The organism is Peptoniphilus obesi ph1 (assembly GCF_000311865.1).
Lineage (GTDB): Bacteria > Bacillota > Clostridia > Tissierellales > Peptoniphilaceae > Peptoniphilus_E > Peptoniphilus_E obesi.
Window position 1 is genome coordinate 364,981 of sequence record NZ_HE978580.1, and the last position, 15,855, is coordinate 380,835.

Consider the following 15,855-nt stretch of genomic DNA (forward strand, 5'->3'; position numbering starts at 1 on the left):
ATTAATAAATTATATCATAGTAAATTAGCTTTCCAAGACTCGCTTTTTTCTTATAAAAATTTCTTGTAATTAATAATATATTTTTATATCATTAAGTGTACTTAATTTATGAGGAGGCTTTATGCAAATAGATAGACGTTTTGCTAATGAAAAACTTAAAAAATTTCAATTTTTTAATGGAGCCTGGCTAAAATATATAGCCTTCGTCTCTATGCTAATTGACCATGTCAACAACGCTATCATAACTCCACTTTTGGATGGTCATGGTTTTTTATTGCATCTTTCTAATATTTTTTCAATTTTAGGAAGGATAGCCTTCCCAATTTTTATATTTTTAATTGTCGAAGGATTTTTTAAAACTAAAAGCAGAAAGAAATACCTAATTAACTTGCTTATTTTTGGGCTTATTTCCGAAGTGCCTTTTGATATGTTCACATCGAGGACCTTTTTTAATCCTAATTGGAACAATATGATGTTTACCTTGGCTCTGTGTTTAATTAATATCTGGCTGATAGATTTTCTTAAAGATAAATTTAAAAATAAATTTTCCTGGTACTTTATATCTATCATTATCGTGATTATTTTTGGACTTTTGGCAATGTTTTTAAGCCTTGACTATGACTACCACGCCATAGTTCTTTCTTATTTATTTTATATTTTCTACGATAGGCCACTCCTTGGAGCAGGACTTGGATATCTTTCAATAATTAAAGAAGTTTATTCTTTCTTGGGTTTTGCAGTAACTATATGCTACAACGGACAAAGAGGAAGGCAAAACAAGTTATTTAATTATCTTTTTTACCCTGTCCATATTTTTATCTTAGGTCTTATCCGTTTTTACTTTAAAATTTAAAATTATTTCCACTAAAAAAGACTCTAGTTTCAAAAACTAAAGTCTTTTTCTCTATTAATAATATCTTTATATCAAAATAAAAGATTACATATTATCTTTTACAGCAACTGCAACCATTTTTGATCTTGCTCTAACTTCCCCTTCAACTTCCATTTCCATATTAAGAATAACTTTTCTTTCGCCGATTTCTTCAGCTCTTGCTGTTACAGTTACTTCTTTATCCATAGGAACTGGTTTTCTAAAATCAACTTCAAGTCTTGCTGTAACAAAACGAAGAATTACAGTATCTTCAGTAAGCTCTAAACCCTTGTCTCTGTGTTTAAACCAAGCTGCTGAAGCAGTTCCATGGCAGTCAAAAATCATTGCTATCATTCCACCAAAAAGATTTTTAGGAACTCCCCCTGTATATTTGCTTTCTGGTGTGAATTTGCAGATAGATTCTTCTCCACTTTCTGATGGATAAGATTTTAAATGTAAGCCTTCTTCATTTTTAGGTCCACATCCCCAACAATATTGAAACCTTTCTCCATAAGTATCTTGAATTGCAATTCTTTGTTTTTCCATTCAATAACATCCTTTCTTATTAGATCAATATATTTTACTTTCATTTTAAATTTATTTTCATACACTGCTATTATAACATGTAAAACATAATTAATTTTATCAAGATTTAATAAAAAATCACCCCGTCTTGACGAGGTGATAAAAACTTCTATAAAATTTTTATATTATCAATCCTATCTAGTTTTAGAACTTTTCTTTTTTTATCCAATAATTCTTTTTGACTTTCAATATCTTCCTTTAATTTTTCCACTTGGTCTTTTGGAGCTGATCCACTTTCTAAAAGTAAAATCAGTTTTTCTTGGCTCTCTATTATTTCACTTTTGATTATAGTTATTGGTTTTATATCATTTCTTATACTTTGTCTTTGTTCAAGTATTTCTCTTTCTATTTCATCTCTTATTTTCTTTGTTTCTGCTTCTATTTCCCTAATCCTATTTTTTATCTTATCAGTCCTATATTTAACATCAGGATAAGCATTGATGAAACGGTTGTATAAAACATTTTTGTCTTTTACAAGAAGCTTAATCTCATTCTTAATATCATCTGTATTATCAGCCTTTGATTTTTCAACATTTAGCTTGATAAGCTTCATAACAAAATATGAAATAACATAATCGCTAAGCATCAAAATGACAATAAATATTCCTATAATTTCTCTATATCTTAAATCAAGATTGTGAAAGAGAGATAAAAACAGGGGATTAAAAATATTTACTATTGCTAAACCACCCAAGCCAAATAAAATTAAATTTCCTATCCAAATCCTGCCATGCAAATTCATAGGCCTATTTGTATAGTCCCACCACCTAGCATGGTAAAATTTTTCCAAAAAGTAAGAAACAAAATACTCAATAAATCCACAAATTAAAACAGAGTTTAAAAATATAATTGCATTTGAGCTATCATACTTTCCCATCCATTCGTTGCTCATTACAATCAAAAGAGCTCCAAGTCCATATATAGGACAATAAGGACCAACCAAAAATCCCCTATTTATAAACCTATGAAACTGGATTGATTTAAGACTTACCTCGATCAACCATCCAATGACTGAAAATATAAAAAAGATAAAAATATAGTCTGTCAAAACTTCAAAAGACATTAGAAATCCTCCATCAAAATTGATTTTTCTAATCAATAATTTTATAAATATATTTTTATATTAACATAAATCTATCAATCTGATTAAAAATTTAATATAAAATAAGGGACTTTCCCTACAAATAAGGTCAGTCCCTAAAACTATTTAAATTCCAACAAAAACTTCTACAATTTTTCTTATTTTCTCAAGCACAGACTCTTTCTTTTTCTCCCTTGCCCCTCTTCTTCTTGAAGTTGGTGGAATAATTCGGTCTAGTTCATCGCCTGCATATTCTACATAACCCTTGTCAATAGCTTTTCCTATAAAGCGAGTTGAGCCGTCTTTAAGTCTTTCCTCTTCTACAAGATTTTTAATATTGCTTTCCTTTTCTTTTTTTGCAAAACTATAAAAAGATTCTAAAACATCATCAGTATTATTTAATTCTGATAAATTTGTAGTGTTTATAAAATCTATTATCAAATCTTCCTTTGCCCTTGTTCCAAGACTTGACCTAATCACTCTTCTAACTTCTGCTTTTATACTTTCAACATCTTCGTTTTCTTTTGACTTTTCAAGTATCAAAGATAAAATATAATCTAAATTTATCTCATCAGTTTTTAGAAGATCAATTTGAAACTCAACATCAGAAAAATCAACTTGATTTTCTCCACTTCCAGGATCGCCACCATGTCCAGGATTTATAGTGCTTTGTCTAATATCAACATAAACACTCTTCATATCTTGCATTTGCCTATCGCTTATAATTTTTTCAAAATTTTCAAATTCATCAAAATTTTTAAGTATATTTTCTGATTTTAATAATTCTCCAAAAAGTTTTGCAAATTCTTTTTTATCTGCTTCCAAAACAATCTCAGTTGGCTCTGGGAACTTATCGACTATCTCATTGCAAATATCTACATAACCCTTGATTATCTCTCCACTTTCTTCATCAGTGAAACCATGCATATAATCCTCATAACTTTTTTCTAAAATTATATTTAAACTGTTTTCGTCCCCAAAAGTCTTTATAGCATCTTGAGTTGCCTTTTCTAAATCTCTAAAACAAACAATATTTCCAAAAGTCTTTACGCTATTTAAAATACGATTTGTTCTAGAATAAGCCTGAATAAGTCCATGATACCTAAGATTTTTATCAACAAATAAAGTGTTTAGTGTAGGAGCATCAAAACCCGTTAAAAACATCCCAACAACAATCAATAAATCAATTTTATTTTCCTTAACCTTTAAAGACAAATCTTTATAATAGTTTTGAAATTCGCCGCCACTAGTAGAATAATTAGTTTTGAAATACCCATTATAATCAGAAATTACCTTGTCTAAAAATTCTTTTGCAGTCGAATCCATAGCAGAAACATCAAAATTTTCCTCTGATATTTCTCCAATTGCTCTTTGTTCCTCATTTTCAACAAAACTATAAATCGTAGCAACTCTTAGCTTTTTATCTTCAGGCAAATCTTTTTGTTGTCTTTTAAACTCCTCATAATATAATTTTGCAGCATCGACACTCTGCACAGCAAACATAGCATTAAAACCATTCATCCTTCTATGTTTTAGATCATAATATTCGTTTCTGTGAGTCTTTGTATCAAAAACATCCAAAATATACTTGGTAATCTCTGTAATTCTTTCTGGATGAAGAAGCATTTTGTTTTCTAGTTTTTTTAACTTCTGCTCGTCCTCTTCTTTTTCCGCACTCTTGAACTTGGCAGTAATATTATTATAATCAACCTTGAATTTTAAAACCTTGCCATCACGAATAGCATCAGTAATAACATAACTGTGGAGTTGAGCTCCAAATATACCAGCAGTTGTTTCACCATTAAGAGAATTTTCAGAAAAAATTGGAGTGCCAGTAAAGCCAAATTGATAATACTTTTTAAAAGCCTTTCTTATATTTCTTTGTGCATCTCCAAATTGAGAACGGTGGCACTCATCAAATATAAAAACGCAGTGTTTGTCATAAATTTCATGAGTCTGATTTCTCTTTACAAACTCATTTAACTTTTGAATTGTAGTAACTACAATCCTGTTATCATCCTTTTCAATACATTTTTTAAGCTCTTTTGTATCCTTACTTCCATTTACGCTATCAGGTTGAAATCTTTGATATTCTTTCATAGTTTGATAGTCCAAATCTTTTCTATCAACTACAAAAAACACCTTGTCAATATAATCCAAATCAGTCGCAAGCCTCGCCGCCTTAAAAGAAGTAAGGGTTTTACCAGACCCAGTTGTATGCCAAATAAAACCACCAGCTTCAGGTCTGCCAGCTTTTTTAGCTTCATAACTAGATCTTATCTTCCACAAAATTCTCTCAGTAGCAGCAATTTGATACGGACGCATAATCAAAAGAGTATTACTAACATCAAAAATGCAATATTTAGTGAGAACTTCAAGAATTACACGCTTTTCAAAAAAGGTCTTAGTAAAATCTTCTAAATCACAAATAACCTTATTTTTAGCATCTGCCCATTCGCAAGTAAACTCATAATTATTTTTACTTTGAGCAGCAGTATTTGCAAAATATCTAGTATAGGTCCCGTTAGAAATTACAAAAATTTGAACGAACCTATACAAAGACGCTTCGCTATTAAAACTTTCCTTGCTATATCTGTGGATCTGATTAAAAGCCTCGTGCAAGTCCACTCCTCTTTTTTTAAGCTCAACATGCACAAGAGGCAGACCATTTACTAAAATCGTAACATCATAGCGGTTATTAGCTTTGCCCACACCCTTTACTTGGTTAGTAACCTGCAAAAAATTATTGTGAATATTTTTCTTATCAATAATCTTAATATTTTTTACCTGTCCATCATCAAAAGTAAAATCATAAATATTGTCCTCTTGAATTTTTCTTGTCTTTTCAATCATGCCATCATTTGGAGCATCTAAATATTCAAGCAAAAACCTGCTCCACTCTTCGCTTGAAAAAGACACCTTATTTAATTTTTCAATTTGAGTTTTTAAATTACTATATAAATCTTTATTAGAGCTTAATTTTATGTATTCATAACCTTGAGCGACTAAATTTTCAACCATTTGCCTTTCAAGGTCAGCCTCGCTCTGATAAGATCCATCTCTTGCAACTTGGCTCTTTTCAAAATTTGCTAAAATTATCCCATTATTCATTTCAGCAATTGTAGACTTATCGTAATTTGTAGTTGTTTCAGACATAGCTACTCCTTTCTATTATCTATTTAGGAAAATTTAACAATTTCTCTCTATAATATTCATATTGCTTTTGTCTTAACTCTATTTCTCTTGGCAAACCTTGTGAAATATCATTAATCAAAGTCTCAAAATTATCAAGAATAGAAACCACATACTCTTGAACCTCTAAAGACGGAACTGGTATTTTAATCTTTGAATACCTAGAAATCCATAACCTTTTATGTTCACTAATATCAATATTTATAGTCGTCATATAATAATAACAATACCTAAAATTTATATTATTTTTAGCTTTTAAAATTTTCATAGCAGATGATTTAACCTTAAAATCAAAATCAACCCAGTGTTTTCCAGAAGTAAAATCATCAAATATAACAACTGGACTATTCTTATCAGCTCTGTAAATTCCTTCTTCTTCATCGGTAAAGCCAAGTATAAAAGTTTTTCCAGCAGTCAATACTGGTGTATTATATTCATCTTTATATTCTGTTGTTTTAACAATATATTTTGATGGTTGTTCATATTCTAATAAATCATCTAACTTTTTCCATTCAATATCATATAAATCAATGCCAACAAGTTCGCAAGCTTCTTTTAGTATACTAAAGTAGTTTTTAGATACTATTGCTTGCTTGCTTTAAAATCAGATATATCTTCAAATGTCAAGAGTTTTTCACGATAATATTCATATTGTTTTTGCCTTTCTTCAATCTCTTTTGGCAGCAAACCCTGAGTTTCAGAAAGCAAATTTTGAAATTTATCCAAAACCTCAACAACTTTACTTTGAACTTCAAGCGGTGGTAAATTAATTTTAATTTTATTTAAAATATCCTGTGTTAAACTCGGTCTTGTGGTATTAGTGCTTAAAGCATTTAAATCAACAGTTTTCATAAAATAATAAAAATATTTTGGAATAATCTTACTTTCATCAATCTCTGTATAAAAAATTGTATCTACATTCCAAAAGGCTTTATCTAAATAAAAAACATTTTCTATTGAACCTTTTCTCGGTATAAGAACACTTGGCTTATCATATGAACATTTATCAACATTAACATCCATATAGCCTCCGCTTCCGTATACTGGAATATTTCCTTTATTTAGTTTTTTCCAATCTTTACCATTTTTTATTTTTACAATATCTTCAAGTCTTAAATTTTCCAATTCGTATTCTTTATCTTCTAAAGAATCTAATTTATCAGATAATTTTTTTAAGGAATCTTCACTTAATAAGTCATCTCTATAATATTCGTACTGTTTAGTACGATTTTGTAATTCAGCCTGTAATTCAGTAACATATTCTGTAAAATTGTCGAGTATTTTTACTATTTTTTCTTGAGTTTCAATTGACGGAATCGGTATTTCTACCTTTTTCATTAAATCTTTTGATACATTAAATCTAGTAACTCCTGAAGCTGTCTTTATAATTTTTTTTCTTAAATTTATCGATCTAAATAAATGTTTTGCAAAGTTTGGTAACAATAAATTTGAATTATTTAATCTAAGAAAAAAACAAAAACTATTTAAATAAACATCTTCTTTAAGCTCATTAGTTATAACTGAAGACATACCACATTCATCTGCAGTCTCAGACGATCCAGTAAATAATATATCTCCATACTTTAACTTTCTTTGATTTTCATGTTTTCCTATTCTAACCTTATCTTCAACATTTAATTCAGTTGCTGGATTTGAATATACATTTTTATAAGTAATAAATTTTGCGTTACCGTCTACAAAATCTTCTTTCTTTCTTCCTGTTATTCCACCATAAATTTGTCCGATTTCCCCAAGTTTCTTCCATTCAACTTTTTCATTTTTCAAGAGTTCATCTATCTTACTCATCTTCAAGCTCCTTTACGATCCTATCTATTGAAGCTCTAAGCTTATCTATTTTTGCCACTGTTTCTTCTATTTCCTTGTTTAAAACTTTTATATCTATTTTTTCTCTTGTGTCTTCTTTTTCCACATAGGTTGAAACAGAAAGGTTGTAGTCATTTTCTACTATTTCTTCTATATCTACATATCTTGAAAAGTATTCTTTTTCTCCCCTATTTCTAAATTCATCAACTATAGCCTTGATATTTTTTTCTTCTAAGATATTGTTGTTTGTTTCTTTTTTAAATTCTTTAGTCGCATCAATAAATAAGATTTTATTTTCTGTTTTATTTTTTGCCATTACTAAAACGCAGGTTGCTATTGATGTGCCAAAGAAAAGATTTTCTGGCAACTGGATAACGCAGTCTATAAAGTTATTATCTATAAGATATTTTCTTATTGTTTTTTCTGCTCCCCTTCTGTAAAAAATTCCTGGAAAGCAAACAATTGCCGCTCGTCCCTTGCTTGATAAATAGGCTAGTGAGTGCATAATAAATGCGTAGTCTGCATAAGATTTTGGTGCTAATTTTCCAGCTGGTGCAAATCTTTCATCATTTATCAAGGTTGGATCTTTATCTCCTATCCATTTAATTGAATAAGGTGGATTTGAAACAATTGCATCAAAGGGTTTTTCATCGCCATGCAGAGGATTAATTAATGTATCGCCTCTTTTGATTGAAAAGTTATTATAATTTACATTATGTAAAAACATGTTCATCCTAGCCAAGTTGAAATTTGTCATGTTAATTTCTTGTCCAAAAAAACCTTCGTCAATAATATTTTGGTCGAATTGTTTTTTCATTTGAAGCAGTAGGGACCCACTTCCACATGTTGGATCATATACCTTGTTAACGTTTGTTTTTCCGTCCATTACAAGCCTTGCTAGAAGTTTTGAAACTGTTTGTGGTGTGAAAAATTCTCCTCCGGACTTTCCTGCATTGCTGGCATAGTTTGAAATTAAATATTCATAGGCATCTCCGAAAGCATCTATGTCATTATTTTGGAAATTTTCAAAGTTTATTCCTGCTATTCCTGTTAATATGTCTGCTAGTCTTTTATTTTTTTCTGCTACTGTTCCGCCAAGTCGGTTGCTTGTTGTGTCTACATCTTCGAATAATCCTTTGATATCATCTTCTGATTCATAGCCTATTGCACTGGCTTCAATTGATTTAAATATATTTGCTAGGTCTGTGTTTAGATTTTCATTAGTTCTTGCAGTTTTGACAAGGTTTTCAAATAGTTGACTTGGCAATATAAAAAATCCTTTATCTTCAACTGTGCCTGGTCTAAAGTCCTCTTCTGCTTCTTCATCAGAAAGTTCTGCATAGTCAAAGGATAAATCTCCTGCTTCGTGTTCAGCAGAGTTAAAAAATTCTGTTATGTTTTCTGAAATAAATCTATAAAATAGTATTCCTAATATGTATTGTTTGAAATCCCATCCGTCAACTGCCCCACGAACATCATCTGCTATTGCCCAAATTTTTCTGTGCAGTTCTGATCTTTGTGCCGTTTCATTATTCTCTTTTGCTAAATCTGACATGTCTACCTCACTTTACTTTTGTCTTTAAATCAAGTATTTATAATTTTCTAAATTACTTATAAAAGATCTTTAACTTTCATTATAACAAGTTTTTAAAAATTAAGCCCCTTTTATGCCTAAAAGAAGTTTAAAGAACTAATACTTTAATATAAATATTTAAATGTGAATTAACTTATTGTTGCAATTTAGATTATTTTTAAATATTTAATATACAAATATATTTTTAAAATTTTATAAATAAAAAATCCTTATTCTTTAAATTTTGAATAAGGATTTCTTTTATATATCTTATTTTTATATTTCTACTTTTAAAAATTTTTTTGCAAGAAATATTTTTGCTCTTGTTTTATCTCTAGCTAATAAAAGATTTTTATTAAAATCTCCATAGATTGGTAGATGTGATAGTATAACTTTTTTTGCTCTAGACTTATTTATTAATTCTATTACATCATTAATATTCATATGACCACTACTAGATCCGTCTGCATCTTCATATAAACTACACTCTGTTATTAAAAGATCTGCATTTTTTGAAAATTCTATTAATCCATCATCCAGGCTCGCATCGGCTGTATAGACTAATGATCTGCCTGCGTGTTCGCAACGAATTGCAAGACAATCTACGGGATGTTTTGTTTTATAAAATTTAATGTCTACTCCATTTATTTTTATTTTAGATTTTTCATTTATTTTTATTACATTGTTGCTGGGAAAACTTTCAAAATCTTTTATAAAAAATTCATTATCTAAACTATAGATATTTAATTTTTGATCAGATTCTCCTATTAGACTTTTTACATATCTGTTGTAGATAAATACTCCTATATCACTAAAGTGATCCCAATGATAATGAGATAAGATTATATTATTAATTTCTGTTAGATTGCAATAATTTTGAACTACAGAGCTGCTTGCTGCTCCGCAATCTAGTAAAATCTTTTCTTTTCCAACTTCTAATAGATAAGAAGATGTTGCTTCATTTTTTGGAGCACTTCCTCCGTAATATCCAATTACATTTAATTCCATCTTTATGCCTCTTTTAGTCTAGAATATTTTAATATCATTTTTGTGTAGTCACTTTGTGGATCTAAAAAAACTTCTTCTGTATTTCCTTTTTCTACAATCTTACCTTCTTTCATAACAATGACTTTATCGCTCATATATTTCACAGTTGCTAGATCATGTGATATAAATAGATAGCTTATAGAAAATTCTTTTTGTAAATTCTTAAGTAAGTTTAGGATTTGAGCTTGCACGCTCACATCCAAGGCTGAAACGCATTCATCGCATATGATATATTTAGGATTTAATAGCAATGCTCTAGCAATAGCAATTCTTTGGGCTTCTCCACCACTTAATTCTTTTGGATATTTATATAAATAACTTTTATCCAAGCCTATATATTCTATCATTTTCTCTATTTTTTCTATACTTTCTTTTTGATTGTAATCTTCTAGAACACATTTCATTGGTTCTTCTAAAATTTTAGAAACTTTGTAATATGGATTCATTGATTCAACTGGTGATTGAAATATAAATTGAACATTTTTCCTGTACTCTTTGTATTGTTCTTTATTTAGTTTTTTTATTTCAATATCATTATAAAATATCTCACCACTTGTAGGATTTTGTAAGCCCCCTATAATCTCTGCAAGAGTAGTTTTACCACTACCACTTTGGCCAACTATTCCGACTATTGTGTTTTCTGGAACCTCCAAGCTTACATTATCTACAGCTGTAAAATATTTTTTATTTAAAATAGAAAAATTTTGACTCTTATATTTTTTTATTATATTTTTTACACTAAGCATCTTATACCTCAGTTTTTAAATAGCCTCTGATATCTTTTAATGGTTTAGTTTTATCTTGATCAAACTTAACATTTACATCTAATAAGGCTTTTGCATAATCTGATTTTGGGTTATTAAAAATATTTTCAACCTTACCCTTTTCTTGAACAACTCCATTGTAAATTACAAGGACATTCTCACAATAATTTTTTATAAGAGATAAATCATGAGAAATTATTACCATAGAATTCTTTGTTCTTTCATGATTTTTTCTAAGTAATTCCATAACTTGATATTGAATTTTTGGATCTAGAGCAGTTGTTGGCTCATCTGCTATAAATAATAGTGGGTCAACCATAAGTGCTGTAGCTATATTTACTCTTTGTTTTAGTCCTCCTGATAACTCATTTGGATATAAAGACATTATATAGTCAGGATCATCTATCCCAACTAGCTCTAAAAGATCTAGCGCTTTTTCTCTTGCTTCTTTTTTATTTCCTAGTTTATGATCAATAAATCCATCTGATATTTGATCTTGGATTTTTATAAGTGGATGAAGATATTCTACGGTATTTTGAGCTATATAACCAACATTTTCTCCTATTAGTTTTTTACTTTTATTTCTAGAAATATCATATACATCTTTCCCAAATAAAGAAATTTTTTCATAGCTTGCTTTTAAGCCTTTAGGCAAAAATCCCAGAGACGTTTTTACCAATAAACTTTTCCCAGAACCGGATTCACCAATAATTCCAAGACTCGATCCCTTTTCTATAGAAAATGAAATATCATCCAATAATTTTTCCTTGTCTTTATCTAATACTGATAAATTACTTACTTCTAAAATGTTCGTCATTTTTCATTCCTCAAAACTAATTTATCATTTAAGCTATCTCCAATAAATATAAACCCTAAATTTAATAAAATTAAGCTTATTCCCGGTGGCAAAATAATATGTGGATATATTAATGCAAATTTTTGGGCCTCTTTTATCATCAAACCAAGACTTGCATTTGGAGGCTGTATTCCTAGTCCTAAAAATGATAAACTCGATTCTATCATTATTGCTGCTGAAATATTTGATGAAATTTGTGTCACTATTTTTGGAAGTAGCAAGGGAAATATATGGTGTATAACTATATTAAATTTACTCATTCCATAACTTCTTGCTGCCTTGATAAAAGAATTGTTCCAGTTTTCTTTTATTGTCGTATAGCTAAGCTTTGAATATACAGGAAGCATCATAATTCCTATTGCTATTACTGTGCTTCTAACTCCTTTCCCCAATATAAAAACAATTAACATTGCTATTAAAATACCAGGAAATGCAACTAATCCATCTATAAAGTTCATAATTAAATTTTTTATAGTTTTTGAAGAAATAGCTGCTATTATTCCAATAATTATTCCCAAAAAAGCTCCAACAAAAACTGAACCCACTCCAACCGAAAAAACAGCTCTCATAGAAAACATAATCCTAGCTAAGTTATCTCTTCCAAAATGATCTGTTCCTAAAATATATTTTCTAGAAGGCCTAGCAAATTTATTTGCTAAATCAGTTTCTGTTGGACTTACTGAGTAAAAAAATCCAATTATAAATAAGAAAAAGAAGATTCCAACTAAAGCCAATCCTATAAATAAAGAGATATTTGTACTTTTGTCATCTTTTAAAATTCTATTTACTGATTTCATTTACTTATCTCCATTTTTATAGATTTATTTAAAGAACTTGATATAATATCTGTAATTATAGAAATTATTACAACCATTGATGTTATGAATAATACAATTCCTTGTAACAAAATTATATCCCTTTGCTCAACGCTAACAACAAGCAATCTTCCAATGCCTGCCAATGAAAAGACTGTTTCAATTACAGCTGTTCCTCCAAAAAGATTTGCAAATTGCAATCCTGTAAGAGTGATTGGTGCTATTATTGCACTTTTTAATGCATATTTAAAAATTATCTTTTTTGAAGAAAGACCTCTAATTCTTGCACTTAAAATATAGTCTGAATCTAATACATAAATCATTGAACTTCTAACTTGCCTAATTAATGGCCCCATTTGCCCTAAACTAAGTACCACGGCAGGTAAAATAATATTATAGATATTTTTAGATAACTTGTTCGAGAAATCTATAGAGGGAGTGATTGGAAATATCTTTAACCTAGCTGCTAAATAAGTTAAGGCTATCATCCCCAGCCAAAAACTTGGCATAGCTGTTGATATCTGGGTAAGCAATCTTATTATATGATCAAAAGTCTTTCCCCTTTTTAAAGAAGCTAAAGTTCCTAATAATATAGAAACAAAAAAAGTTATAATTATAGAAGTACTTGCCAGTAAAAAAGTGCTAGGAAGCCTTTCATGAATTAAGCTGTTTACACTTTTACCAAAATAATAACTTTTTCCCAAATCACCTCTTATAGCATTTGAAATCCATTCTATATATTGAATATAATAAGGTCTATTTAATCCCATAGACTCTCTTAATTTTTCTACATTTTCAGCAGATGCTTCAGTTCCTAATATTAAAGTTGCAGGATCTGCAGGTATTACTTTTAATATTAAAAAAGTTAAAATAGAAACAATAAATATTAACAAAAATCCCTGCAAAATCCTCTTAATAGTATAATCAAACATAATTTTATTTAAATTTTAAATCTCTTAGTCTATAAATATCTATCGGATAACTTTTATATCCACTTAATGAGTCTTTCATAGCAGTTATAATTACAGGTGATTGAATATATAAAGCTGGAACCTCTTCAGATAAAATTCCTTGCAATTCCTTATACATTTCTATTCTTTCTTTTTCATCCATAGTTTTTGGAGCTGTCTTTAGTATCTCATCAATTCTTGGATTAGAAAAGTTTACATAGTTTTCTGGACTATCAGATTCATATCTTGCTAGCCATTGGTATGGATCAAGTCTTCCAGTATGACCAACTACTGTTAAATCATAATTTCTTCCTTGGTAAACACTTTCTAACCAATAAGCCCACTCTACAATTTCTATTTCACAATTTATATTTATAGCTTTTAAATCTTCAGCAATTAATTGTCCTGCATCTACATAATCTGGGTAATCTTTTGGTAGATACATCTTTAATGTAAATCCATCTGGATAACCTGCTTCTGCCATCAATTTTTTTGCAGAATCAAGATCATAGCTTAAACTTTTAGAATAATCAACGTATTCTTTTAGAATAGGTGGATAATGGGATCCAATTTTTTCTCCATATCCATACCAAACATTTTCAATTAAAGAATCTTTATTTACTGCTTTTGTTATAGCTTGACGAACCTTTTTGTTTGATAAGTACTCATTTTTATTATTCATAGCCATTAATTGAAGTCCATTTTTCGAATTTTCTTCAATTTTATATCCATCAATTGACTTTACCATCTCTACTTGCATACCATCTATATCAGCAATATCAATTTCGCCAGATTCTAATGCTAAAATTTTTGCTTGAGGATCTGGTATAGTTTTCATAACAACTTTTTGAATATTTGCTTGAGATGGTCCATCATCAAATTTTTTTAAAACTAATTTTTCTTGAGGAATCCATTCTTCAAGCATATATGCACCTGTTCCTACTGGATTATTTTTTAAATCAGAAGCAGATGAAACTTCTATAATTGCAGCCCATGGATAAGCAAATTTTGAAAGTAGTTCAACGTCTAATTCTTTAGTTAAAAATTTAATCTCATCGTCTGATAAAACTTCGATACCTATTATATTTTCATAATCGCTAGCTCTTGGAGAATCAGTATCTTTTAATCTTTCAAAAGATGCCTTAACTGCCTCAGCATTAAATTCTTTTGCATTGTGAAATTTAATGTCTTTTTTTAATTTAAAAGTAATATCCAGACCATCATCACTTATTTCCCAAGACTCAGCAAGAGCTGGTTCGTATTTTCCATCACTTGAAACATCAACCAAAGTATCATAAATATTACTTGTAATTTGAAAGGTACTTGCTGCTGTTGTTCTTTGGGGATCTAGTCCATCTGGATCAACAGAAATAGCAAAATTTAATAAATCATTCTTTCCTTCTTGACTGTCCTTACTTTCAATCTTGTCTGTACTTTCTTCACTTTTAGATTCACTATTATTTTGGCATCCAACAAATATCATAGGAATAGTCAAAATAAGTAAAAAAATTAAAAACTTACAATTCTTCTTCATAATTCCTCCATTAAAATTAAAACTTAACAAATCATATCTAATGATATTTATTAAAGATAAAGTCACTATATTATAGTTACTTAAAATATGTAAATTTAAATATCTTTAGATATTTTAATATAAACTCTATACATTTTAACATATTTCTATTAAAACTTAATACTAAAAAGTAAGTCAATAAACTTGTTCATTTTTTACTTTCTCATCTTTGAAAGAATCTATAAATTATTTCATAATTACTTGATCTGATACATAATCTTCTTTCATTGATTTTTTATATATTTTTGGATTTTTTGGTATTTCCACAGCTGTATCTACATAATCTCCACGACTCCAGAAGCGTCTGTTTCCATATTTGTATTTTAAATTTGCGTGCCTATCAAATATTGTTAAACTATTTTTCCATTTTAAATATCTAATTATTTATGAAATAATATAATTTGGTAGTATTTCTGCTAACATAAAGATTAACCTGGGCATACTTCTGCTTATATTATATTCACTTCTTTTCAAATAAATAACTCTTAATGTTGCTCACATTTCTAATCTTTTGATCTCATAAATTACTTTTCTTCTATATTTTATAGCAAATACTACATGATATTTAAAATTCCATCTTGTGTGTGATAAACTGTGTGTATGAGTTAGACTCATAAAAACCTCCTGTTATTTTGTGTTCTGGTAAACTACAAATTTATTTTAACATGGAGGTCTTTTTTATATTTGTTTTTCATCGCTAAAGCTAAATTGAACCCCTGGTCCA

Annotated in this window: 13 protein-coding genes and 1 pseudogene; 1 reads left to right on the forward strand and 13 read right to left on the reverse strand. The window is 28.9% G+C overall.

The annotated features are described in order from the left end of the window. Positions 1-121: 121 nt before the first annotated feature. Entirely contained in the window at positions 122-853 is a 732-nt protein-coding gene (locus HGPB_RS01675; RefSeq protein ID WP_019131941.1) for a TraX family protein, read from the forward strand. Positions 854-937: 84 nt separating this feature from the next. Here HGPB_RS01675 and HGPB_RS01680 read toward each other — a convergent pair whose 3' ends face one another. The 13 genes and pseudogenes from HGPB_RS01680 to HGPB_RS09090 all read right to left on the reverse strand — a co-directional run. Further along, complete coding sequence (locus HGPB_RS01680; RefSeq protein ID WP_019131942.1) at positions 938-1,417, reverse strand: acyl-CoA thioesterase; 480 nt, start codon at positions 1,415-1,417, stop codon at positions 938-940. Positions 1,418-1,565: 148 nt separating this feature from the next. Then, positions 1,566-2,519: a putative ABC transporter permease gene (locus HGPB_RS01685; protein WP_019131943.1), complete on the reverse strand. Its 954-nt coding sequence runs from the start codon at positions 2,517-2,519 to the stop codon at positions 1,566-1,568. A 144-nt stretch (positions 2,520-2,663) separates the two neighbouring features. Further along, on the reverse strand, positions 2,664-5,693 hold the full coding sequence (locus HGPB_RS01690) for a type I restriction endonuclease subunit R (RefSeq protein ID WP_019131944.1): 3,030 nt from the start codon (positions 5,691-5,693) through the stop codon (positions 2,664-2,666). A 19-nt stretch (positions 5,694-5,712) separates the two neighbouring features. Then, positions 5,713-6,315, reverse strand: a complete 603-nt coding sequence (locus HGPB_RS01695; protein WP_148497871.1) for a restriction endonuclease subunit S — start codon at positions 6,313-6,315, stop codon at positions 5,713-5,715. After that, on the reverse strand, positions 6,312-7,535 hold the full coding sequence (locus HGPB_RS01700; RefSeq protein WP_019131946.1) for a restriction endonuclease subunit S: 1,224 nt from the start codon (positions 7,533-7,535) through the stop codon (positions 6,312-6,314). Before HGPB_RS01700 ends, HGPB_RS01695 begins: the two co-directional genes overlap by 4 nt. After that, entirely contained in the window at positions 7,528-9,108 is a 1,581-nt protein-coding gene (locus HGPB_RS01705) for a type I restriction-modification system subunit M (RefSeq protein WP_019131947.1), read from the reverse strand. The genes HGPB_RS01700 and HGPB_RS01705 overlap by 8 nt, the downstream gene beginning before the upstream one ends. A 294-nt stretch (positions 9,109-9,402) precedes the next feature. Further along, positions 9,403-10,134: an MBL fold metallo-hydrolase gene (locus tag HGPB_RS01710; RefSeq protein ID WP_019131948.1), complete on the reverse strand. Its 732-nt coding sequence runs from the start codon at positions 10,132-10,134 to the stop codon at positions 9,403-9,405. Between the two features lie 2 nt (positions 10,135-10,136). After that, entirely contained in the window at positions 10,137-10,919 is a 783-nt protein-coding gene (locus HGPB_RS01715; RefSeq protein ID WP_019131949.1) for an ABC transporter ATP-binding protein, read from the reverse strand. Position 10,920: 1 nt separating this feature from the next. Continuing rightward, on the reverse strand, positions 10,921-11,754 hold the full coding sequence (locus tag HGPB_RS01720; RefSeq protein WP_019131950.1) for an ATP-binding cassette domain-containing protein: 834 nt from the start codon (positions 11,752-11,754) through the stop codon (positions 10,921-10,923). Further along, a complete protein-coding gene (locus tag HGPB_RS01725) occupies positions 11,751-12,590 on the reverse strand; it encodes an ABC transporter permease (RefSeq protein ID WP_019131951.1) in 840 nt (279 codons plus the stop codon). The genes HGPB_RS01720 and HGPB_RS01725 overlap by 4 nt, the downstream gene beginning before the upstream one ends. Next, a complete protein-coding gene (locus tag HGPB_RS01730; protein WP_081578446.1) occupies positions 12,587-13,540 on the reverse strand; it encodes an ABC transporter permease in 954 nt (317 codons plus the stop codon). Before HGPB_RS01730 ends, HGPB_RS01725 begins: the two co-directional genes overlap by 4 nt. A 4-nt stretch (positions 13,541-13,544) precedes the next feature. Continuing rightward, on the reverse strand, positions 13,545-15,092 hold the full coding sequence (locus tag HGPB_RS01735; RefSeq protein WP_019131953.1) for an ABC transporter substrate-binding protein: 1,548 nt from the start codon (positions 15,090-15,092) through the stop codon (positions 13,545-13,547). 309 nt (positions 15,093-15,401) lie between these two features. Then, positions 15,402-15,512, reverse strand: a pseudogene (locus HGPB_RS09090) (IS200/IS605 family transposase); the annotation flags it as partial. Positions 15,513-15,855: the final 343 nt, after the last annotated feature.

What these genes read in the sequence shown, in the direction of transcription:
- HGPB_RS01675 (WP_019131941.1), top strand. Translation starts at nt 122, where the DNA reads ATGCAAATAGATAGACGTTTTGCTAATGAAAAACTTAAAAAATTTCAA.
- HGPB_RS01680 (WP_019131942.1), bottom strand. Translation starts at nt 1,417, where the DNA reads ATGGAAAAACAAAGAATTGCAATTCAAGATACTTATGGAGAAAGGTTT.
- HGPB_RS01685 (WP_019131943.1), bottom strand. Translation starts at nt 2,519, where the DNA reads ATGTCTTTTGAAGTTTTGACAGACTATATTTTTATCTTTTTTATATTT.
- HGPB_RS01690 (WP_019131944.1), bottom strand. Translation starts at nt 5,693, where the DNA reads ATGTCTGAAACAACTACAAATTACGATAAGTCTACAATTGCTGAAATG.
- HGPB_RS01700 (WP_019131946.1), bottom strand. Translation starts at nt 7,535, where the DNA reads ATGAGTAAGATAGATGAACTCTTGAAAAATGAAAAAGTTGAATGGAAG.
- HGPB_RS01705 (WP_019131947.1), bottom strand. Translation starts at nt 9,108, where the DNA reads ATGTCAGATTTAGCAAAAGAGAATAATGAAACGGCACAAAGATCAGAA.
- HGPB_RS01710 (WP_019131948.1), bottom strand. Translation starts at nt 10,134, where the DNA reads ATGGAATTAAATGTAATTGGATATTACGGAGGAAGTGCTCCAAAAAAT.
- HGPB_RS01715 (WP_019131949.1), bottom strand. Translation starts at nt 10,919, where the DNA reads ATGCTTAGTGTAAAAAATATAATAAAAAAATATAAGAGTCAAAATTTT.
- HGPB_RS01720 (WP_019131950.1), bottom strand. Translation starts at nt 11,754, where the DNA reads ATGACGAACATTTTAGAAGTAAGTAATTTATCAGTATTAGATAAAGAC.
- HGPB_RS01725 (WP_019131951.1), bottom strand. Translation starts at nt 12,590, where the DNA reads ATGAAATCAGTAAATAGAATTTTAAAAGATGACAAAAGTACAAATATC.
- HGPB_RS01730 (WP_081578446.1), bottom strand. Translation starts at nt 13,540, where the DNA reads ATGTTTGATTATACTATTAAGAGGATTTTGCAGGGATTTTTGTTAATA.
- HGPB_RS01735 (WP_019131953.1), bottom strand. Translation starts at nt 15,092, where the DNA reads ATGAAGAAGAATTGTAAGTTTTTAATTTTTTTACTTATTTTGACTATT.